The following is a 20,119-nucleotide window of genomic DNA, read 5'->3' as shown; positions in this document are numbered from 1 at the left end:
CCCTCATTCGAAGGACAGCATCACAGACGATGGGCGCATATCTTCTCAAACGCATCGCTCTGATCCTGCCGACGATGTTCGGGATCATGTTCATTAGCTTTGTCATCATCCAGTTCGCTCCTGGCGGGCCAGTCGAACGGGTGATTGCGCAATTGACTGGAACGGATGTGTCGATGACCTCGCGCATCTCGGGAACCGGCGGAGATGGGTTGGGTGGCGCCAGCAGCACCCAGACGGGGCACGGTTCCTCGGAAAGCGTTTCATCGAAATATCGCGGTGCGCAGGGGTTAGATCCCGAATTCGTCAAGAGCCTTGAGAAGCAGTTCGGCTTCGACAAGCCCGCGCATGAACGCTTTCTGATGATGATGTGGAACTATCTGAGGTTTGATTTCGGGAACAGCTATTTCCGCGATGTACCTGTGCTGGATCTGATTGCTGAAAAGCTACCGGTATCGATCTCGCTTGGCATCTGGATGACGCTGCTGACGTATCTGATTTCCATTCCTCTCGGCATCCGTAAGGCTGTGAAAGACGGCGAACCCTTTGACATCTGGACCTCCGGCGTTCTCGTCATCGGCTACGCCGTGCCGGGCTTTTTGGTTGCCGTTCTCCTGCTTGTTCTTTTTGCCGGTTCCTCATTCTTCCAGTGGTTCCCTTCGCGGGGGCTGTTCTCGGAAAATTGGGCTCAGCTTTCGCTGTGGGGTAAAATTCTAGACTATTTCTGGCACCTGACGCTGCCAATCATCGCGATGGCGATTGGCGCCTTCACGACGATGACGTTCCTGACCAAGAACTCGTTCCTCGATGAAATCCGAAAGCAATACGTGCTGACCGCGCGCTCGAAGGGCCTCAGCGAACATCAGGTGCTGTACCGGCATATCTTCCGCAACGCGATGCTCTTGATCATCGCTGGCTTTCCCGGCGCGTTCATTCACGCGTTCTTCTCGGGCAGCCTGCTGATCGAAACGATTTTTTCCTTGGATGGCCTCGGCCTTTTAGCTTTCGAGTCCATCGACAAACGCGACTACCCAGTGGTGTTCGCGACACTCTACATCTTCGCTTTGCTTGGATTGGTGGTGAACATCATCTCTGACTTCGTTTACACCATGGTCGACCCCCGCATCGATTTCGAAAGCCGGGAGGTATAGGCCGTGGATGCACTCAACGAAGAAGAACGCGACGTCGCAGCGGCGACACCAACGGGCGGCTCATTCGCCTTGTTCGCGCCGATCTCGCGACGGCTGAAGCCAACGCCAGTCAACATCCGTCGTTGGCAGAACTTCAAAGCCAACAAACGCGGGTATTGGAGCCTCTGGCTCTTCCTGGTCCTGTTTTTCATTTCGCTCTTCGCAGAGTTCATCGCCAACGACCGACCGATCCTCGTCAGCTACAAAGGCGAGTTGCTGGCTCCGATCTTTATCGACTATCCGGAAGAGAAGTTCGGGGGCTTCTTGGCGATCACCGACTATCGAGACCCCGTAATCATCGAAGAGATCGAAGCTCACGGCTGGATGCTGTGGCCGCCGATCCGCTATTCCTACAACACCATCAATCGGGACTATCCGCGCCGTCAGGGCCCAGACGGCCTCTGCCTCGGATACCCCGCACCTCCGCCTTGGGCGTCGCGCGCACCCTTGTGTGAGACGACGCCGGAGCAGCTCGCGCGCTTCAATAATATTTGGAATACAAACTGGCTGGGGCTCGACAACCAAGGGCGAGACGTGTTGGCGCGCGTCATATACGGCTTCCGGGTTTCAGTGCTCTTCGGGCTTATCCTCACCATCCTATCGTCCGCGATTGGCGTGGGGGCCGGCGCGGCACAAGGCTATTTCGGTGGCCGAGTCGACCTCATTTTTCAACGCATGCTGGAGATCTGGTCGTCGATCCCATCGTTGTTCGTTCTGTTGATCATCTCGTCGGTTCTAGTGCCCGGGTTCTGGACGCTTCTTGGTACATTGCTGTTGTTCCAGTGGGTGTCACTGGTGGGAGTGGTGCGTGCCGAGTTTCTGCGGGCCCGAAACTACGAATACATCACAGCCGCGCGTGCGCTTGGGCTCTCGAACGTCAGCATCATGTGGAAACACATGCTGCCCAACGCGATGGTCGCAACGCTCACGTTCCTTCCGTTCCAACTTTCCGGATCAATATCGGCGCTGACCGCGCTGGACTTCCTGGGCTTGGGACTACCACCGGGTTCTGCCTCGCTCGGGGAGCTTCTCTTGCAGGGCAAGAAGCATTTGGAAGCTCCCTGGCTGGGACTTACGGGCTTCTTTGCGCTGGCCATCATGCTGTCGCTGCTCATCTTCATCGGTGAAGCCGTGCGCGATGCCTTAGATCCTAGAAAAACCTTCAGGTAGTGGCCAACGACATGAACCACGTCGAAACCCTTGTTCAGGTCCGCCACCTCTCCGTTGCCTTCAAGTCCGGAGAGGAGACAAAGGTCGCCGTCGACCGCGTCTCCTTCAAGATTGGTAAGGGCGAGGCCGTGGCGCTCGTTGGAGAATCCGGCTCCGGTAAAACGGTGTCGGCACTGTCTATTCTTCGCCTCCTGCCTTACCCGGCAGCATCGCATCCGACGGGCGAGATCTTCTTTCGCGGCAAGAACCTGCTGGCTGCCTCCGAAGATGAAATGCATGGCATTCGTGGTGCCCGTATTTCCATCATCTTCCAAGAGCCGATGACTTCGCTCAATCCGCTGCACACGATCGAAAAGCAGGTGGGCGAAGTCCTCAAGATTCACCGTGGAATGGATGACAAAGCGGTGCGTGCCCGCGTGCTAGAGCTACTGCACAAGGTCGGGATCAACGAACCGGAAAAACGACTCAACGCTTATCCGCATCAGCTCTCGGGTGGCCAACGTCAACGCGTCATGATCGCGATGGCGTTAGCTAACGAGCCAGACCTCCTGATCGCGGACGAACCAACGACCGCCCTCGACGTTACGATTCAAGCCCAGATCCTCGAACTCCTGAAGAGCCTATCGCGGGAAATGGGTATGGCCCTGCTTCTCATCACCCACGACCTTGGGATCGTGAGGAAGATGGCCCAGCGCGTCTACGTTATGAAGTCTGGCAAGATCGTAGAAGAGGGCCCTACCGAAGCTCTGTTCAATGATCCGCAACACGCTTACACGCAGCAACTGCTCGCCGCCGAACCCAAAGGTGAACCCGCCCCATCGGACGAGCGTGCTCCGGTGGTGATAGAGACGGACAACCTCAAGGTCTGGTTTCCGATTAAGTCGGGTTTGCTCCGGCGCACCGTTGACCACGTCAAGGCTGTCGATGGGCTGTCTCTGAAACTGCGCGAAGGCCAGACGTTGGGTGTCGTGGGGGAGTCAGGGTCCGGCAAGACGACCTTGGGATTGGCGTTGCTGCGGCTCATCTCATCTGAAGGCCCGATAGCGTATATTGGCAAACGGATTGACGGGCTGAACTCTCGCCAGATGCGCCCCCTTCGTAAAGACATGCAGATTGTTTTCCAGGACCCCTACGGCTCATTATCACCGCGCCTCTCGGTGAGCCAAATCATCGAAGAAGGGCTGCTCATTCAACAGCCGAGTTTGAATTACGACCAGCGGCGCGAGCGTATCGGACAAGCCCTGGAAGAGGTCGGCCTCGATGAAAACAGCCAGGACCGCTACCCACACGAGTTTTCAGGCGGGCAGCGTCAGCGCATCGCGATTGCGCGGGCCATGGTGCTCAAACCGAAGTTCGTCATGCTCGATGAACCAACGAGCGCGTTGGACATGAGTGTGCAGGCACAGATTGTTGATCTGCTTCGAGATCTTCAGAAGCGGCGCAATCTCGCGTATCTCTTCATATCCCACGACCTTCGGGTCGTTCGGGCTTTGTGCAGTTATATCATAGTCATGCGCAACGGGAAAGTGGTGGAAGAGGGGCCGTCCGAGCGGGTCTTCAAAGAACCAAAGGAAGCTTACACCCGTGCGCTTCTCGCTGCAGCGCTCAATCTTGAAGTCGTTCACGAAGAAGCCTTGAGCGACAATTAAGCTTGCTCCGCAGTTTTCGTAGATGAGCCGCCGGAGATAACGATGGATGGGAATAGCAGTGATTTAATCCATTACCATGCCCCGCGAACCCGATCGGGGGCGATCCGTTGGCTGTTCGCAGAACTGGACGTCCCGCACGACCTCAAGCTGATGAATCTGGCCAAAGGAGACCATAAGACGCCAGAGTTCCTGGGCATCAATCCGATGGGCAAGGTGCCCACCGTGGTTCACAAGGGGGTTGTTATTACCGAGGCCCCAGCAATCTGTGCTTATCTCGCTGATGCGTTTCCGGCTGCCGGCTTAGCACCTGCTACGGATGATCCGGCACGGGGCCGCTATTTTAGAGCCCTGTTCTTCTATTCGGGTTGTGTCGAACCGGCCGCTGGGGATCGTGCGTTGAAGCGTGAGCCGGGACCTTCTAGCCAAGTCGGCTATGGCACATTTGAATCGATGATCGAGGGACTGAAAGACATTATCGGTTCAGGCCCCTACATCTTGGGCGAGCGTTTTACGGCTGCCGACGTCATGCTTGGCGCGGGTGTTGGATACCTAAGCGACTTCGGGCTGCTTCCTAAGGATCCCGTTTTGAGCAGCTACGTTGCGCGCGTTCGTGCACGGCCGAAGTATGCCCGCACCACGGCGGAAGAAGAAACGTTGTTGGCAAAGCTCGCGGCTGAGTGAGCGTTTAGGCCGTGACAGACGTCAGGCGTTTGATGGCAGTAATCTTCGAACCGCCTCTGGCTATCCGTTCCACGGCTTCAGGCAATGTTTCGACGGTGACCGCCATGTGATGCGCATTGGCATGCAGCAGCATGATGCCGTCCACCAAGATGCCGACATGGCCTGCCCAGAAAATCAGGTCGCCGCGCAGAAGACCATCAAGATCCTCCGGGACCAAAACGTTGGCACCCAGTTCCGCCTGCTGCATGTCGCTGTCGCGCGGAGCGGATATTCCTGCCGCTTCAAGGGACAATTGAACCAGTCCCGAACAATCAATTCCCAATCGCGTTCGGCCGCCCCAAAGATAAGGCGTGCCAATAAAGCGCTCGGCGACTTCGACGAAATCGCGTGAAAATGCACCTTCTTCGGCAACGTGCCGCGAAACTACGTAGCCGCCCGTTTTCAGCTTGCAGAACTGTTCGTCCATGTCGGCAATGGCGAAACCGCTATTCAGGCTGAGATGGGTCAACGGCGGTGATTTGATGTCTGGTTCGGGATAGATGAACGTGCCAAGCGCACGGACCTTGTGCGTAGGCCATTCGACGTTCTCGGACAAAGCATCGGCGCGCACATAGCCCACATAACGATCGCGCACGAGTTGCACCCACGCCCAACCATCCGCAACGTCATAGACGACGACCACTTCGCCAAACAGCGCTTCTGTGTCGACCGGCGCGTTCGGCTGCGGATGGCGCCGCACCATTACGCTGGTGTGGCGGACCTGGGCCCAGTCGCCATCGACGTAGCGCGGGGCTTGGACCAGATTGCGTATGTTGTTCGCCGCAAGATCCTCGCGATAAGCATTGCGACGAGGATCGAGCATGTTCTCACCGGATGCAGGCACCTGAGGTTCCGGCTTCACAACCAAATCGGTGGTGGTCGTCGTGCTCACGAGATCGTCTCCCGTCTAAGAGCTTCAAACACAGCACGTGCAGATTGCGGCTCGCCGCCTTTCGGTCCCAATGGTCGCGCGGAGGGCCGCCAACCATACAGATCGATATGGGCATAGCGACGGGCCCGGGAAACGAAGCGATTCAGAAACAGAGCCGCCGTGATTGCTCCGGCAAAGGGCCCATCTGAGACGTTATTCATATCGGCAACTTCGCTTTCGAGGTTGCGTTCGTAACCCGGCCAGAACGGCATGCGCCAAACAGGATCACCCAAAGCTTGCCCTTGAGCCAACACGGATTGGGCAAATCTGTCATCATTGCAGAATAATGCCGGCAAATCTGGCCCTAATGCGACACGCGCCGCGCCGGTCAAAGTCGCAAGAGAAACAGTGAGGTCCGGCGACTCTTCGTCAGCGAGACTCAAGGCATCGGCCAGGACGAGTCGCCCCTCGGCGTCCGTATTTCCGATTTCGACGGTGCGACCTGAACGGCTTGTGAGTACGTCGCTAGGGCGAAAGGCATTGCCTGCAACAGAGTTTTCGGCGGCGGGAATAAGGATGCGTAGGCGAATATTGAGTCCTGCCGACATGATCATATGGCCGATGGACAAGGCAGTCGCTGCGCCTCCCATGTCCTTCTTCATCAACAGCATACCAGCTGCCGGTTTGAGGTCGAGGCCGCCAGTATCGAAGCAGATGCCCTTGCCGACCAGGCAGATCAACGGTGTGTCGGAGCCAGCGGTGGGCGGTTGCCAGCGCAGATCGATCAACCGTGGCGCTCGTGTACTTGCACGACCAACGGCGTGGATCATCGGCAGGTTTGCGGAAAGAAGGTCATCTCCAACGGTCGTTGAAATTTCAGCTTTGTGGCGCGTGGCCAGAGCGCGTGCGGCTGCTTCCAGTTCGTCCGGGCCTAAATCGCTGGGTGGCGTATTGATCAAATCCCGCCCCAACCAAACCGCTTCGACGATCGCGCGCACCTTTTTAGCGTCCGCGCCGACCGGAATTTGCAGACGCGGTGCGGGATCAAACTCACCACCACGATAGCGCCGGTAGCGATACGCCCCCAGACCCCAGGCGATGGCCGCTAGTTCATCCGCCTCGCCGGTGCCCGCTAGCGCGTAGTCACCTGGCGGCAAACTCGCCGCAAGCTGCCCCACGAGAAGATCCGCGGGGCCACACGGCTCTCCCGGTTTGCCGCCGGCTTTTCCTGTGCCAAGTACGACGCCCGCAAGTGATCCGTTGTCCGCCGGAAGCAACGCTTGGCGCCGCACGGTGCCCTTAAAGCGCTGCGCTTCGAGCCATCGGACATGAGCCGCATTGGACGCCACTTTATCGGGTAACGCAGCATCATCGGAAGTCAGCCAAATCGGCGTTCCTGGCGTGAGCTCGGCACCTTCCGCCGAAAAAACCCCATCAACGTCAGGGATTTGCCACCCGCCAAGTTCGTTTGCGCTCATAATCGTGCTCCAGCCTTAACTCGTAGCCTCGGTATTCCGGCTTCTCTGTTTGAGCCTTTACCGCTGACCACTGCGGTTTGTTTCGTGCGCGCAGTCTTAGCACGACTCGCAATGGCAGAGGGGCATGTGGACGCGGCCATGCTCGCCCCGAGTACAATTAAGCCTTTGTTGACCGGCGTCTCAGATCCTGACGAACAAGCACAGTGATTCGCATCTGCGTGATGTTCATCAAAGGATCAAGTACATGGTGCACCCCTGGGGGCTGATCATACCTCGCCCAACCGGCTCAATTCTGTGCGCCGTTGCGGCCGGACTTTTAGTGAGCGGATGCGCTCAGAACGGTGCAATGCCAGGGGCCGATTTACTGGGTGAGGCAACGGCCTTTACACGCCCTGCGCCCAAACCTGCGCAAGATGGGGTCGTCACTGAGAAGGAACTTGCGGAAGCTACGGGCTATTGGGGCGAGCGTTACGCCAAAGCTCCCACCGATCTGGAAGTCTCGTTAAATTATGCCAAGAACTTGAAGGCGATGGGCCGCAAGCAGCAAGCCCTCGCCGTGCTGCAACAATCAGGCATGTTCCACGCCGATAGCCGGGAACTCGCCGGTGAATATGGCCGGCTCGCGCTCGATCTTGGCCAGATGAACGTCGCCGAAAAATTGCTGGCCTTCGCCGATGATCCGGCAAAACCTGATTGGCGCGTTATTTCTGCCCGGGGTACGGTGCTGGCCAAACAGGGTAAGTATGCAGAATCAATACCCTATTTCGATCGCGCTCTGACGCTCAAGCAGAATCACCCTTCACTGCTTAACAACCTTGCGCTTGCCCACGCTATGACAGGCGATGCGAATAAGGCCGAGGGGCTGTTGCGCCAAGCCGCCGATGCCGGTGCTAGCGAAGCCAAGATCCGGCAAAATCTCGCATTGGTCCTGGGCCTTCAGGGCAAATATCAAGAATCCACACAGATCGCTTCCCGCGACATGCCAGCGGATACCGCAGCAGCCGACACGGCGTATTTACGCAAGCTTACGCAGCTAGCGCCTGTAGCCCCTTCCAAAGGTGGCGATGTGCAGGTTGCCAAGGTGCAATTCAAGGGAAGCGCTCTGCCCAACGATGCGCTATCAGGCTGGAACTCGCAGGTCGTCGCGGCGGACGCGCGCCAATAGAAGTTTCTACGCTGAGCGTATTGCGCTTCAGAAACCGTATTTAACAATCCAAGCCGAAAGGTACCCGATGATTAGCAACGGGTGCCTTTCGGTTTTCCTGTTTTTGCCTAGCGAAGGCCGAACCTACTTCATTTCCATCAGCGTGATGCCCGCAGGGCCGAGAATGACGAGGAACAGAACCGGCAGGAAGAATACGATCATCGGCACCGTGAGTTTAGGTGGCAGAGACGCGGCCTTCTTCTCAGCGTCGGACATGCGCATATCGCGGTTTTCCTTCGCCATCACACGAAGCGCCTGCCCAACCGGTGTACCATAACGTTCAGCTTGGATGAGTGCGGTGCAGACGGCCTTCACACCGGGCAGCCCCGTGCGCTTACCGAGATTTTCGAAGGCCTGCCGACGTTCACCGAGATAGGACAATTCCGCGGTCGTGAGCGACAATTCCTCCGCCAACTCGAGCGACGTGGCTGAAACCTCGTTAGAAACCTTCCCGAAGGCAGCTTCAATCGACATACCGGATTGAACGCAGATCAAAAGCATGTCGAGAGCATCGGGAAAGGCAAGCTTGATCGCCTGCTGACGCTTCTGAATCATGTTCTGAACGAAGAGGTTGGGCACGTAATAGCCGATGAATCCGATGGTCAGAGCAATGAAGAACTTGACCATTGGCGGATATGACAGCTTCATCACAATGAAGATGTAAAACAGCGCGACCAGGAACAAAATGATCGGCATCGCGACGCGGAAGAACATGTAGGTCACCAGTGGTGCCTGTCCTCGTAGGCCCGCCATCTTCAATCTGGCGCGTAGCTCTTCGCTATCGAAATGCTTGCGTAAGTTGAGCTGGTCAACAATCTGTTGCATGTAAGTTTTCGGGGCCTGCCGACGCATTGCGCCGCCCTGGCGGTCCTTGCCCAGGTCGGCAATGCGCTGCGCGCGCATTTTATCCCGTTCAACTGCCATCACCTTCATGCGCTGCGACGTGCGATCGCGTGACAAGATCGGCAATGTGAGTGTCAGGACCGTTGCAAAGGCTGAGATGGCCGCAAGCGCAGTCACGATAAACTGCGGGCGCGCTACGACATCAATGAAATCCATCATGGCGAAATCAAAGTCCTTTGTCGTTCGTAGTCCGCAGGGAAAACTCTAGTATTTGAAGTTGATCATCTTGCGCATGACGAGCACGCCGCACGACATCCAGAGCAGGCCGATGATGATGAAGAAATTGCCTATCCTGGTGGTGAAAAGCGGTTGAATGTATTCGGGCGATGCGAGGTAGGTCATGATCATGACACCGGGCGGCAGACACGCAAGAACCGCAGCCGATGTCGTTGCCTCTGCCGATAGCGCCTTGACCTTCATTTTCATGCGGATGCGATCTCGCAGAACGCCCGACAGATTCCCTAGCGCTTCGGACAAGTTTCCGCCCGCCTGTTGCTGAATGCCGATAACGATCGTCAAGAAGCGAACTTCAGGGAGAGGCATGCGCTCCGCCAAACGCTCCAGGGCGTCAATTAGCGTGACACCGATACGTTGCTGCTCGACGACTTCACGAAACTCACCTGCGATTGGTTCGGGGCTCTCGCGCGCGATGATCTGAAGGCACTCGTTGAGTGGCAGACCGGACTTCATACCGCGTACAACCACATCAAGGGAGTTGGCCAATTCCGTAAGGAACTTCTGCTGACGCCGGCTTGTCATTTTGGAGACAAACCAGCGCGGGATGCCGAACAATCCGACAAACCCTGCAACTAAGGCAACGATCTGCATCAATAGGGTCATGCGGAATGACAAGATCACCGCAAGCGCACAAACCAAGCCAACGACGGCGCTTGTGATCCAATACGTCTGCGGGGTTATGTCGAGACCGGCCCGCTGCAAGCGCAGGCGGAGAGAGATCTTCTCTTTTTTCTTCTGGCGTTCGTCTAACTCCTTGAGCGTTTCGGCCACCTGTTTACGCCGGTTGGCCGCCTGCTCAGCTGCGTTGCGCACCCCAATCCTGTTGACATGGCCTTCCGCAACGGTCGCGAAACGTTTTTCCGTCTTACGGTCGCCTCCAAACATCGGATAGAGAAAGACGAACATCAACGCGGCGACGGCCACGCCACCGATCAGAGGAATTGCGAGATCCGGACTAGGCATGAGCGTCTCCCATAGGAGCCCCATGCTCATCCTTGACCTCGGAATTGGCTAGAGCTTCTGCGAGGCGATGATGCTCTCCATAGTATTCCGCGCGCTCCCAGAAGCGCGGGCGGGAAATACCCGTCGATCTGTGACGACCTGTGATTTTGCCGTTGGCGTCTTCACCCAGCACATCGTAGACGATGAGGTTTTGTAGTGTGACAACCTCGCCTTCCATGCCGAGTACCTCGGTAATATGGGTCACCTTGCGCGAACCATCGCGTTGGCGTGAGGCTTGGATGATGATATCGATCGAACCGGTGATCATCTCACGGATCGTATGAATCGGCAGCGCAAAGCCACCCATCATGATCATGGACTCCAGTCGGGAAATCGCCTCGCGCGGCGAGTTGGAGTGGAGGGTTCCCATAGAACCGTCGTGGCCGGTGTTCATCGCCTGCAGCAAATCGAACGCTTCGGGGCCGCGCACCTCGCCGACGATGATGCGCTCGGGGCGCATGCGCAGGCAGTTTTTCACGAGATCGCGCATGGTGATTTCACCCTCGCCCTCAAGGTTGGGCGGGCGCGTTTCGAGACGTACCGTGTGTGGCTGCTGGAGCTGAAGCTCTGCTGAATCTTCGCACGTAATGATGCGTTCGTCGTGATCGATGGAACCGGTTAGACAATTCAGCAACGTCGTTTTACCGGAGCCCGTGCCGCCTGAAATGAGGATGTTGCAGCGAACCCGGCCGATGATTTCCAAAATGGTTTTCGCGTCAGGAGAGATCGAACCGTATTGAACAAGCTGCTCAAGCCGCAAACGATCCTTCTTGAATTTACGAATGGTGAGTGCCGGGCCATCGATCGCCAGCGGTGGCACAATAACGTTGACGCGTGAGCCATCCGGCAGACGCGCGTCGCAGATCGGACTCGACTCATCGACGCGACGTCCGACCTGGCTGACGATGCGTTGACAGATGTTCATCAACTGCAAATTGTCCGCGAAGCGAACGTTGGTCATCTTCACCTTGCCGGCGACTTCGATATACGTCGTCGACGCGCCATTGACCATGATGTCGGCGATATCATCGCGCGCCAGGAGCGGTTCCAATGGGCCGTAACCCAGCACGTCGTTGCAGATGTCTTCGAGCAATTCCTCCTGCTCGGCGATCGACATCACGACGTTTTTGATCTGGATGATCTCGGCAACGATATCGCGGATTTCTTCTCGTGCTGCGGCTCCATCAAGCTTGGCGAGCTGGGTCAAGTCGATGGTATCGATCAGCGCGTTGAAGACCGTGGTCTTGACATCGTAGTACTCGTCGGAATGCCGGCGCTGCTTCGTTTCCATATCGACGGCTGGTGCGGCGGGCTTTGGCGCAGGTGCCACCTTTGCAGTTTGGGAAGGCGCCGCCTGGCGCGCTGGTGCATGCGGCACGGGCGACGCCGGTTGCGGCGCGATCTTGCGCTGCGTACTTGGCGTATCATGGTTCCGCTTGCCGAACATAACCGGTCGTTCTCCTTGGGATTCACGTGGCACTCAGGTCTCAGCGACCGAGCTTGAGCTTTTCCAACAGTGGGGCGAAAGGCGATTTGCGCTCGTGACGCACTTCCTGCCGGTGGGCGAGCCGCATGGCCAAATCGCGAAAGTTCTGCACGGACTTTGCCTTTGCGTTCATTTCCTCGATCATCTGACCGTTGTTCGCTGCTTGACCGAAAGTCTCGGTATCGAACTCGATTTCAGCCGTCGCGACGAGCTCCAAGGCCTGTTCGAAGTCACGCGTAGAAATCTCAGGACGCTTTGGCATCTTCGTCATATTGAGGACAAGCTGCGGCGGGCTGTCGTGACGGCGTTCGGCACGGAGCAGTTCAACGATGTTTTTAGCGTTGCGTAGATTGGCAAGGTCGGGCGAAGCGGTGATGACGACCTCGTCGGCCTGCAACAACAGACGTTTGCTCCAATCTGTCCAAGTGTGCGGTATGTCGATGGCGACGTAAGGAACGTTTTGGCGAACAACGTCGACGACCTGATCGCAGGCCTCCGCGTTCAGATTAAAATCGCGATCAAGAACCGCTGGTGCTGAGAAAATCGAAAGATGCTCGGAGCATTTCGTCAGCAGGCGATCGAGCAAAACCTCATCGAGACGTTCCGGCGTCACCAACGCATCGGCCACACCTTGCATAGGGTCCTGGTTGAAATCCAGGCCGGTGGTGCCGAACGGCAAATCCATGTCTGTGATGATGACGCTCGACTGCAGCGCTTCAGACAATGCCCACGCTGTGTTATGGCAAACGGTCGAAGATCCGACGCCGCCTTTGGCCCCAATGAACGCGTAGACGTGGCCGACGGGATCGGAGTCAGGATCATTGTAGAGATTAGAGATGCTCTCCATCACCTGTAGCGCCCCTATGGGGGCTAGCAGGTACTCGCTGACCCCGCGTTTGAGGAGTTCGCGGTACAGTATGACGTCGTTAAGCTGACCAACGATGATGACTTTTGTTCCGGCGTCACAACTATCGGCAAGATGATCGAGTTCGGCCAATAGCTGGGCGCCCTCCGCGCCCGACTCTATGATGATCAGGTTCGGGGTCGGGTTTTCCTCGAAGTGCGCAATGGCGGCGGGAATACCACCCATGTTGATCGATACGTGCGCCTTCGACAGGCGACGATCTTCTGCTGCGGTCTGGAGCGTCTCGGCAACCAACGCGCTCTCGCAGAATGCCTGGATCGAAATGCGTGGAATGGGACGCGCGCGATCCGCGAGCAGATCACGAGCGCGGTCCGCTGCATCCAACACTTCGTCGATATCCAGAGAAACGTGCGGTTGTTGCAGAGAATGGGCCTGGTTCGACATAAACGTTACGCCTCAGTTGTCACCCGTGGTGGAGATTTTTTCGTCTTCCGACTTCTTCGCGGCTGTCGTGTCGCCCTTGACGTATTTGGCCCACGTTGTATCGCGGCGTTCGGAAGAACGCGGTGTCATATTCCGCGGCCCCAGAAGGTCGGCTGGGTTAGCGACCTGGACAGCGAAATTGCGTTGGGTGGCGCAGCCAAAGTTTGGATACGGCAGGTTGGCGGGTTCGCGAGCCAGGTTCGTCGTCCAATCTCCGCATTCCGGTGCGTGTGCGACATACTGAAGATATGACAAGCGGATCGGCGGATCGCCCCTGCCCTCAACGTGGATCGCCTCGACCGAAATATCGCTGTCGGGGATCCCTTCCCGCGTAAGAATGTAGCGAATTTCCTGAACCGCATTCATAACGGCCACCTCGTTGGGTGCTCCACTCGGAGCATTTATGACGAGGCGGCTGTTACCGGCATCCGTAGCGCGAAAATGCGCATAGAAGTTCAGGACGCGCGCCCGCTGTGTTGGCGACAGGCCAGACGAGCCGCGTGGAACGCGGATGCTCATGCTCGTTGGTTCCTGCGACACCATAATTGGATGACGTTGTGCGGAATCGATCATTGCCCACCCGGCGATACGCGTGCCGGGATCGCTCGGCCGGCACCCGGCGAGCGCCAGCGTCGCCATCGCTGCGACCAACGCCACGCCGGCACCGCGGGGCATCGTGTATTTGAAAGACGTCATTGTCGTTCTCCTCGCGTGCCCACTATTCAACGATGAATCCGTAATCGCCCTTCAGTCCGCCATACGGGATCTCGGGGCCGCGGCCGTAGATACGGTTTACATGTCCAAGGAAGTTGGCCCGACGATCCGTTGCGTCGCCTAGGCCGTCCAGCGGACGTGCCAAGTCCTTCCGTGCGGTCGGACGCACCATGTAGGGCGTAACGATGACGACGAGCTCGGTTTCTTCCTTGATGAAATCGCGGCTGCGGAACAGCGTGCCGAGGACCGGCACATCCTTGAGACCGGGAAAGCCATCAATATTCTGACGGGTACTCTCCGATAACAGGCCGGCCAGTGCCAACGACCCACCCGACGGCAACTCCACCGTCGAATTCGCTTGGCGCTTCTGCAAGGCTGGGATTTGAAGCCCAGAGATTACCACAGCCCCTTGGTTGCTCAGCTCCGAAACTTCGGTTTCAATCTTGAGGCTGATGCGGCCTTCCGACAGAACCGTTGGAGTAAAGGAGACACCAACACCAAATTCCTTGAAGACGACGCTGGTCTGGCCCTGGCTATCAACGACCGGGATCGGAAATTCGCCGCCCGCCAGAAACTTCGCTGGCTCGCCGGAGATCGCGGTCAGGTTCGGCTCCGCCAATGTGCGGACCAGCCCGTTGCGTTCGAGAGCCCGCAAAGCGTGTGTGATGCGGTTACCACCAGCCGACCAGCCACCTGATACGCCATTGTTGGTGTAAGCACCGTTGATGGGACCGTTGGTAGCGTAATTACACAGCGCACCGACACCGCACGCCACATCCGGCTTACTCGGGTCCCCTTCAGTTGAGAACCCGGGAATTGGCAACCCACCAAGACCCGCAGCCACCGTCAACGGCAGCATATTTTCAGTGAGAATGTTGGTCGAAAAATTTCCGGAGTTGATCGCAGCACCGATGTTGATACCGAACTGCTTCAGCATCGAGCGCTGCACTTCCGCGACAACGACGCGCAGCATCACTTGTTCTTCACCTTCGACCTGGAGAAGGTTGATTACACCACTCTTTTCGTCGTTCTTCTGCACAAACGTCTGCGTCGTGCCCTCTACCTTCGACATCGTCGTCGTGTCGAACTGAGCCGTTACGAACTGCCTGGCGATATCGGCGGCACGTGATGCATCGGTGGGAGCCCGGACGTGCCCCGTGAGAATTACCGTCTGATTGATCATTTCCACTTTGATCGCCGAACCTGGGATCAAGCGGTTGAGCATGTCTTCAAGGCCAGCGGTTTCGCGCTCGACGAAGAGTTCCAGCGTGGCGAATTGCTCGCCGTTTGCATCAAAGAAAAATGCGTTGGACTCACCAATACGCCGTGCCAGCAAGAAGACGCGGTTGCTTGAAAGGACAACGGCGTCGACGGCCTGGGGGTTGGACACGAGTACGTCGCGAACGTCCCGGGGAAATTCAACGAGCACCGACTTGCCGAGACCAAGCCGAATATTGCGTCTTACAGGCCCCACGTCGGCATCAGAAATACTAATGACGGAGCTGTGCGCAAAACCTCCGTTCGCGTAGTCACCATTCGCTTGCACATCACCGATGGCTCCAACGACGAAGCAGGCGGCAACAAGTGCCACCAACACCGTCAGAGCTGAGCTCAAATTTTCTTTCAGCGTTACTTGCATATTCTCTCAAGGCCTTTTCACGAGCTCCCCGGTGGGGTGACTAGTTGACGCCATACGCACGTGACTTCACTCCGTAACGCAGCACTTGAACTGAGTTGGAACGGTCGCGATTGAGGGCGTTGCCCGTCAAATTTTGACCTTCCGAATTGAGATCCGCGATTGATCGCAAGGAGAGCGTGATTTCGCCCATCGAGTTGGCGAGAGCCAAAAGCTCGGCTTGCCTGGGCGTTAGCTCCAGAGTCGCAGTCGTATTGTTGCTTGCTTCCGCCGTCTTCTTGCCGGGGACCTGCTCAAGCTGCTGGCCGATTGCCAGGACGCGAACATTGCGGAAGAGGGTGTCACTGACGTGCTCATCCGTGTTGGTGCGCCCACGAACGCGCCGGATGAGGATCACGTCGACATGATCGTTAGGCAGAATCAGTCCGCCCACCGCCGTCTTCTGCTGAATGCTGGTGGAGACCGCGCGCATGCCCGCTGGCAGGATCGCTGCCAACACACCGCCCTCGCCGACTTTGATCAATTTCTTCGCGGTGATCGGCTCACCGGCAATGATCGGCATGCGGGCGACGGATCCGGAGAATTCGCTCTTCGCCTGTTTGTTGCTAATTGTGATGAGGCCTTCACGAACTCCGTCGGCGGGCCAGGCTTGCCACTCGAAGCTCTGCTCGTTCACGATGTCGCCGAGACGTATATCATTGCGCGCGACGAGCACCTGGGTGGTGTTGATCGCGACTTCCTTGGTCCTGGTCTCCGGCTCACGATTGACGATTCCGCGCATCATCATAAAGGCGGTAAGGCCGGCAACGCCCGCAATCGCAATACCAATAATCTGAGCCTTCTTCATTGCGCAGTGGATCCTCTCGGCCGACGAGCTTGAGCTCGATTCAAAGCCGACTTTGCGCCACAAACGTCAATGGAGGATTAAGCGTCGTTCTATTTCGAAGCGATCGGTATCAGCTCACCGGCCAGGGCTATGTGTCTGTAAACGCCGGGTTAACGTCAGGCGAGGATCAATGCATAGAGCTTGGTCGCGGGGAAGGCGATAAGCGTCGCCGCAGAGATGGCTATGCCGTAAGGGATGCCGCAATCGCGCTGGCGCAAGCGTGTTGCCCATACAGGAACAAGCGGTGGGAAAAGCATTTCCGGGATGCGGCGATAGAGCAGTATCGCAACGGCAAGTACGCCACCAAGGATTGTAATGTAAGCGAAGTAAGGCACTATTTGACCGATGCCCAACCACAGCGCCCCGGCTGCCATCAGCTTTGCGTCGCCCCCGCCAAAGGTGCCCGTGGCGAACAGTATGATGCCCAGAACGAGGACGGCGAAGCCAGCCGCCAAATGCATCAATGTCTCTTCCAGACTCAAGCCCGCAATCGGAGCGATAACTAGAAAGAGGGCAAACAGGACCAACGAAATACGGTTTGGGATGGTCATCGTGAACAGGTCGCTCAACGCTGCCAGAATCATGGCCGCGGGGAAAGCGAGCAACAGCAGGTACGCGAGGGACACTCCGAAAACTCCGTGTAACTCCACGCTCACCGAGCACCGGAGAACTCTATTGAAGGGTCAGCCCGGGAATGCCGCGATGACCGTTCCATACATGTCTATGAGAAGCTGACGGAGCGGCGACATAGCACCGGCAACTCCGACTGCAATAATCCCGGCAATCAAACCATATTCGATGGCCGTAGCGCCTTCGGTCGATCTGCAGAACTGCTTTAGGCACTTCAATATCATGCTGTGTCCTATTCATCGATCTGTAGATCACCGAGCCACCCGCCGCGGGGCGGATGGCTCCCATTCAACCGACGGCAGATTCGTTCTGAGAGGCTGTCGTAAATAATCAGCCTGCGGTTTTCAGCGCGTCAGAGATACGTCCGAAAATTCCGGTCAGTTCGCCTTGCAGAATATTCAGGGCACCAATGATGCCGACGCTAACGAGGGCTGCGATCAAACCGTATTCAATGGCCGTGGCGCCGGACTCGTCGTTCGCGAAGCGCGAAACAAAATTCTTCATGACTACTCTCCCAACTGTACAGATGCTCATTTCTCTATTTTGTGCCCGAACGAGGCGATGCCTGTTGCGTTCGAACTTCTGGGACATTAACCGGCGCGCTCTTAATCCCAAGTTAAAATCACAGCATATCAAATACATGAACGCCTGTTAAATAATAACACATCCAGTATTCATATTAACCAACGCTGTAATTCCATTAAAACCAACCTCAGCACAAAATCATATTCATAATCATTACATGAAAATTCTAGTTTTTTTTCGCAATTTCATCCATAATTTTTCGTTAAGCGAGGAAATAAGTAAGATCATCCACGATGGTGTTTCATGAAGCTTCAAATTAAATACATATTTCGCTCAATGGCAGCGATGTTTGCCTGATGCAATTCCAGACCGCCGCGTGGTCATGCCATCGGAAAGATCGGTCTATTCCGATCGCTCGACGATGAGCTCGATGTTCCCTCACGTCGTCATCTACGAGATGCGGTCCAACCTGAGACGCCCATTTGCTAATCCTTCACTTTTTGCGGCTCTAATCCGCGCTAGCACCGCGGAGGTTTAAAGATCATGTCACTGCCAGCATCGCCGGTTGAGAGAACGCTTCTTTTTATGGGGGCGGTGGTCGCGTTTTGCCTGGCGGCACTGATCAGCGTTCCGCATGCGGGGGCCGGTAGCGATTTGATCGTTCGCTATGATCAATCGCAACTCCTGCGGTTGCCTAGGCCTGTGAGTGAGGTGATCATTGGAAATCCGTCGATCGCAGACGTGGCCGTCCAGGGGCCGGATCTGCTTGTCGTGACCGGCAAGACCTTCGGTGTGACCAACGTCATCGCGCTGGATCAGCAACGCAACGTCATTCAAGATCAGCGTATCATCGTCCAGCGCGATGAAGCCCGAGTCGTCAATTTACATAAGGGCAGCCAACGGCAATCGTTTACCTGCTCACCCAACTGCACACCGACGATCACCATCGGCGACGACAGCGATTACTTCGAGACGATTTCAAAACATGCGAAGGATAAGATGAAATTCTCCGAGCAGAGTCTCGGAGCGAGCGCCGACAGCCTGCAGTAAGAACGCGGAGCATTGCGTTTCTTGGGGACGCTAAGCTTGAGCTTAACGCCAGAGCTGGCTTGAGCCACCGGCCATACTCTTACTTTTTTAACCAAGCGTCGTCACTGCTCGATTTTTCAAGATTTATTTCATTCTTCGCATCCACATTCAGCACCTTGAGGGGAACCTTCTAACCGAGCGAGCCCAATGTGATGCGTGGCGACAATCGTCTGCATAGGCTGTTTCGACGCCCTGCGGCGGGGCTCCAGCGATGGGGCACTGACGTCCGGGGCGCAACTGCCATTGAATTCGCGATTATTGCGGTACCGTTCTTCTTGTTCATTTTTGGCATCATCGGTACGAGCCTACACTTCTTCACCGTAAGCACGCTCGAGCAAGCCGTTGAAAGCGCCTCTCGAAAGATTCGCACCGGACAAGCTCAGACAGACGGCGTCACCCTTGCCGAATTCAAAGAGATGATTACTGATCAAGGCACGGGCCTGATAAAGTCGGGACATCTCAATCTTCACATCCAGAAATCATCCGATTGGACGGACCTTGTTCCTGTTGCGTGTCTCGACGGGCGTGGACGTCTGACGCCGCCAACCGGCAGCCCTAGTGACAGTGTCCAGGACTACGCGAGTGGGGCCGGTGAAGTCATTCTCGTTACGGCTTGCTACGAGTGGGATCTAGCGCAGCCCCTCGCGTTCTTGGGATTCGGCAACATGGCGAATGGGTCGTCGTTGATCCGTACCGCGACGACGTTCAGAACGGAGCCCTACCAATGATGCCTGGCTTTGAACGGTTTGTTTCACTGCTTGGAGGCCGCAGCGCTGCCGGGGCACCCATACGCGCTATCACGGCGCTATTCCGTAAGGCCGGCTTAAGCACCAGCGGCGCCGCGGCGGTCGAATTCGCTGTCATCGCGCCACTCTTGCTCGTGTTGCTCATGGTTGTGGTGGAAGGCAGTCGCGCAATTGAACTCGACCGGCGTTTCAACCTCGTTACGTCGATGACGGGTGACCTTGTATCGCGCGAACAGGACATGGGCTCAGACCCGGCCGCAACTGTGAAAGGAATCATGAACGTCATCGATCATGTGATGGGCGTCGGACAAGGCGATACGTTGGAAGTTGAGATTATCCCGGTCATGGGCTTTGGCACCGACGGGACCGATACACGCACTTATGCTCCGGCCTATAAACGTGAAAAAGACGGGTCCATCACAGTCTCGAAGCCTAAGTGCACACCCTACGAACTACCGCCAGGCATCGTTACTGAGGACAGCACCGCCATCGTCGTCAAGTCATCCTACCGATATATTCCGATGGCCGTTACCAAAACGGCTTTTCCGCCCATGACGTGGGAGCAAACGGCGACACACAGCCCGCGGCACGGTTGCGTCGATTTCCAAGGAAATAACTGCGCGGTAAGCTGCCAATAA

20 protein-coding genes are annotated in these 20,119 nt (G+C 56.7%); 8 read left to right on the top strand and 12 right to left on the bottom strand.

Translation table 11 applies throughout. From position 1 onward, the window contains the following. Nucleotides 1-29 precede the first annotated feature (29 nt). The 4 genes from YBN1229_RS08850 to YBN1229_RS08835 all read left to right on the top strand — a co-directional run bounded on the left by YBN1229_RS08850 (nucleotide 30) and on the right by YBN1229_RS08835 (nucleotide 4,687). A complete protein-coding gene (locus YBN1229_RS08850) occupies nucleotides 30-1,148 on the top strand; it encodes a microcin C ABC transporter permease YejB (protein WP_046478035.1) in 1,119 nt (372 codons plus the stop codon). Between the two features lie 69 nt (nucleotides 1,149-1,217). Further along, nucleotides 1,218-2,357 (top strand): ABC transporter permease, encoded by a 1,140-nt coding sequence (locus YBN1229_RS08845; protein ID WP_046480177.1) that lies wholly within the window; start codon nucleotides 1,218-1,220, stop codon nucleotides 2,355-2,357. Nucleotides 2,358-2,368: 11 nt separating this feature from the next. Beyond that, complete coding sequence (locus YBN1229_RS08840; RefSeq protein WP_046480176.1) at nucleotides 2,369-4,006, top strand: ABC transporter ATP-binding protein; 1,638 nt, start codon at nucleotides 2,369-2,371, stop codon at nucleotides 4,004-4,006. Between the two features lie 42 nt (nucleotides 4,007-4,048). Continuing rightward, entirely contained in the window at nucleotides 4,049-4,687 is a 639-nt protein-coding gene (locus tag YBN1229_RS08835; protein ID WP_046478034.1) for a glutathione S-transferase family protein, read from the top strand. Nucleotides 4,688-4,691: 4 nt separating this feature from the next. On the opposite strand, the gene YBN1229_RS08830 is transcribed toward YBN1229_RS08835, so the two are convergent. Both YBN1229_RS08830 and YBN1229_RS08825 read right to left on the bottom strand, forming a co-directional pair. Next, nucleotides 4,692-5,618, bottom strand: a complete 927-nt coding sequence (locus YBN1229_RS08830; RefSeq protein ID WP_342027528.1) for a C40 family peptidase — start codon at nucleotides 5,616-5,618, stop codon at nucleotides 4,692-4,694. Then, on the bottom strand, nucleotides 5,615-7,075 hold the full coding sequence (locus tag YBN1229_RS08825) for a leucyl aminopeptidase family protein (RefSeq protein WP_052743805.1): 1,461 nt from the start codon (nucleotides 7,073-7,075) through the stop codon (nucleotides 5,615-5,617). Before YBN1229_RS08825 ends, YBN1229_RS08830 begins: the two co-directional genes overlap by 4 nt. Nucleotides 7,076-7,421: 346 nt before the next feature. Here YBN1229_RS08825 and YBN1229_RS08820 point away from each other — a divergent pair, with 346 nt between their 5' ends. Then, nucleotides 7,422-8,240, top strand: a complete 819-nt coding sequence (locus YBN1229_RS08820; RefSeq protein ID WP_052743804.1) for a tetratricopeptide repeat protein — start codon at nucleotides 7,422-7,424, stop codon at nucleotides 8,238-8,240. A gap of 123 nt (nucleotides 8,241-8,363) precedes the next feature. On the opposite strand, the gene YBN1229_RS08815 is transcribed toward YBN1229_RS08820, so the two are convergent. The 10 genes from YBN1229_RS08815 to YBN1229_RS08770 all read right to left on the bottom strand — a co-directional run bounded on the left by YBN1229_RS08815 (nucleotide 8,364) and on the right by YBN1229_RS08770 (nucleotide 17,625). After that, entirely contained in the window at nucleotides 8,364-9,341 is a 978-nt protein-coding gene (locus YBN1229_RS08815) for a type II secretion system F family protein (RefSeq protein ID WP_046478033.1), read from the bottom strand. Nucleotides 9,342-9,386: 45 nt separating this feature from the next. Then, complete coding sequence (locus YBN1229_RS08810) at nucleotides 9,387-10,382, bottom strand: type II secretion system F family protein (RefSeq protein ID WP_046478032.1); 996 nt, start codon at nucleotides 10,380-10,382, stop codon at nucleotides 9,387-9,389. After that, a complete protein-coding gene (locus YBN1229_RS08805) occupies nucleotides 10,375-11,868 on the bottom strand; it encodes a CpaF family protein (RefSeq protein WP_046478031.1) in 1,494 nt (497 codons plus the stop codon). Before YBN1229_RS08805 ends, YBN1229_RS08810 begins: the two co-directional genes overlap by 8 nt. Nucleotides 11,869-11,908: 40 nt before the next feature. After that, nucleotides 11,909-13,216, bottom strand: a complete 1,308-nt coding sequence (locus YBN1229_RS08800) for an AAA family ATPase (RefSeq protein WP_052743803.1) — start codon at nucleotides 13,214-13,216, stop codon at nucleotides 11,909-11,911. 12 nt (nucleotides 13,217-13,228) lie between these two features. Then, nucleotides 13,229-13,951 (bottom strand): CpaD family pilus assembly protein, encoded by a 723-nt coding sequence (locus tag YBN1229_RS08795; protein WP_046478030.1) that lies wholly within the window; start codon nucleotides 13,949-13,951, stop codon nucleotides 13,229-13,231. A gap of 22 nt (nucleotides 13,952-13,973) precedes the next feature. Then, nucleotides 13,974-15,608, bottom strand: coding sequence for a type II and III secretion system protein family protein (locus YBN1229_RS08790; protein WP_046478029.1), 1,635 nt, complete (start codon nucleotides 15,606-15,608; stop codon nucleotides 13,974-13,976). Nucleotides 15,609-15,648: 40 nt separating this feature from the next. Continuing rightward, nucleotides 15,649-16,452, bottom strand: a complete 804-nt coding sequence (gene cpaB, locus YBN1229_RS08785; RefSeq protein WP_046478028.1) for a Flp pilus assembly protein CpaB — start codon at nucleotides 16,450-16,452, stop codon at nucleotides 15,649-15,651. A 155-nt stretch (nucleotides 16,453-16,607) separates the two neighbouring features. Further along, complete coding sequence (locus tag YBN1229_RS08780) at nucleotides 16,608-17,117, bottom strand: A24 family peptidase (RefSeq protein ID WP_046478027.1); 510 nt, start codon at nucleotides 17,115-17,117, stop codon at nucleotides 16,608-16,610. A gap of 57 nt (nucleotides 17,118-17,174) precedes the next feature. Beyond that, nucleotides 17,175-17,345: a Flp family type IVb pilin gene (locus YBN1229_RS18535; protein WP_082101079.1), complete on the bottom strand. Its 171-nt coding sequence runs from the start codon at nucleotides 17,343-17,345 to the stop codon at nucleotides 17,175-17,177. A gap of 106 nt (nucleotides 17,346-17,451) precedes the next feature. Further along, on the bottom strand, nucleotides 17,452-17,625 hold the full coding sequence (locus YBN1229_RS08770; protein ID WP_076605303.1) for a Flp family type IVb pilin: 174 nt from the start codon (nucleotides 17,623-17,625) through the stop codon (nucleotides 17,452-17,454). Nucleotides 17,626-18,189: 564 nt separating this feature from the next. Here YBN1229_RS08770 and YBN1229_RS08765 point away from each other — a divergent pair. The 3 genes from YBN1229_RS08765 to YBN1229_RS08755 all read left to right on the top strand — a co-directional run bounded on the left by YBN1229_RS08765 (nucleotide 18,190) and on the right by YBN1229_RS08755 (nucleotide 20,119). Further along, nucleotides 18,190-18,696: a pilus assembly protein N-terminal domain-containing protein gene (locus YBN1229_RS08765; protein ID WP_046478026.1), complete on the top strand. Its 507-nt coding sequence runs from the start codon at nucleotides 18,190-18,192 to the stop codon at nucleotides 18,694-18,696. 191 nt (nucleotides 18,697-18,887) lie between these two features. Continuing rightward, a complete protein-coding gene (locus YBN1229_RS08760) occupies nucleotides 18,888-19,463 on the top strand; it encodes a TadE/TadG family type IV pilus assembly protein (protein WP_052743802.1) in 576 nt (191 codons plus the stop codon). Further along, on the top strand, nucleotides 19,460-20,119 hold the full coding sequence (locus YBN1229_RS08755) for a TadE/TadG family type IV pilus assembly protein (protein WP_046478025.1): 660 nt from the start codon (nucleotides 19,460-19,462) through the stop codon (nucleotides 20,117-20,119). The genes YBN1229_RS08760 and YBN1229_RS08755 overlap by 4 nt, the downstream gene beginning before the upstream one ends.

Source organism: Candidatus Filomicrobium marinum (assembly GCF_000981545.1).
Taxonomy (GTDB): Bacteria; Pseudomonadota; Alphaproteobacteria; order Rhizobiales; family Hyphomicrobiaceae; genus Filomicrobium; species Filomicrobium insigne.
Note: the sequence above shows the minus strand (reverse complement) of the source record. Positions and strands in the feature narration are given on the sequence as shown.

Coding starts and splice junctions, on each gene's coding strand:
- YBN1229_RS08850 (WP_046478035.1), top strand. CDS start 30: ATGGGCGCATATCTTCTCAAACGCATCGCTCTGATCCTGCCGACGATG.
- YBN1229_RS08840 (WP_046480176.1), top strand. CDS start 2,369: ATGAACCACGTCGAAACCCTTGTTCAGGTCCGCCACCTCTCCGTTGCC.
- YBN1229_RS08835 (WP_046478034.1), top strand. CDS start 4,049: ATGGATGGGAATAGCAGTGATTTAATCCATTACCATGCCCCGCGAACC.
- YBN1229_RS08825 (WP_052743805.1), bottom strand. CDS start 7,075: ATGAGCGCAAACGAACTTGGCGGGTGGCAAATCCCTGACGTTGATGGG.
- YBN1229_RS08820 (WP_052743804.1), top strand. CDS start 7,422: ATGCCAGGGGCCGATTTACTGGGTGAGGCAACGGCCTTTACACGCCCT.
- YBN1229_RS08815 (WP_046478033.1), bottom strand. CDS start 9,341: ATGATGGATTTCATTGATGTCGTAGCGCGCCCGCAGTTTATCGTGACT.
- YBN1229_RS08810 (WP_046478032.1), bottom strand. CDS start 10,382: ATGCCTAGTCCGGATCTCGCAATTCCTCTGATCGGTGGCGTGGCCGTC.
- YBN1229_RS08805 (WP_046478031.1), bottom strand. CDS start 11,868: ATGTTCGGCAAGCGGAACCATGATACGCCAAGTACGCAGCGCAAGATC.
- YBN1229_RS08800 (WP_052743803.1), bottom strand. CDS start 13,216: ATGTCGAACCAGGCCCATTCTCTGCAACAACCGCACGTTTCTCTGGAT.
- YBN1229_RS08795 (WP_046478030.1), bottom strand. CDS start 13,951: ATGACGTCTTTCAAATACACGATGCCCCGCGGTGCCGGCGTGGCGTTG.
- YBN1229_RS08790 (WP_046478029.1), bottom strand. CDS start 15,608: ATGCAAGTAACGCTGAAAGAAAATTTGAGCTCAGCTCTGACGGTGTTG.
- cpaB (WP_046478028.1), bottom strand. CDS start 16,452: ATGAAGAAGGCTCAGATTATTGGTATTGCGATTGCGGGCGTTGCCGGC.
- YBN1229_RS18535 (WP_082101079.1), bottom strand. CDS start 17,345: ATGATATTGAAGTGCCTAAAGCAGTTCTGCAGATCGACCGAAGGCGCT.
- YBN1229_RS08770 (WP_076605303.1), bottom strand. CDS start 17,625: ATGAAGAATTTTGTTTCGCGCTTCGCGAACGACGAGTCCGGCGCCACG.
- YBN1229_RS08765 (WP_046478026.1), top strand. CDS start 18,190: ATGTCACTGCCAGCATCGCCGGTTGAGAGAACGCTTCTTTTTATGGGG.
- YBN1229_RS08760 (WP_052743802.1), top strand. CDS start 18,888: ATGCGTGGCGACAATCGTCTGCATAGGCTGTTTCGACGCCCTGCGGCG.
- YBN1229_RS08755 (WP_046478025.1), top strand. CDS start 19,460: ATGATGCCTGGCTTTGAACGGTTTGTTTCACTGCTTGGAGGCCGCAGC.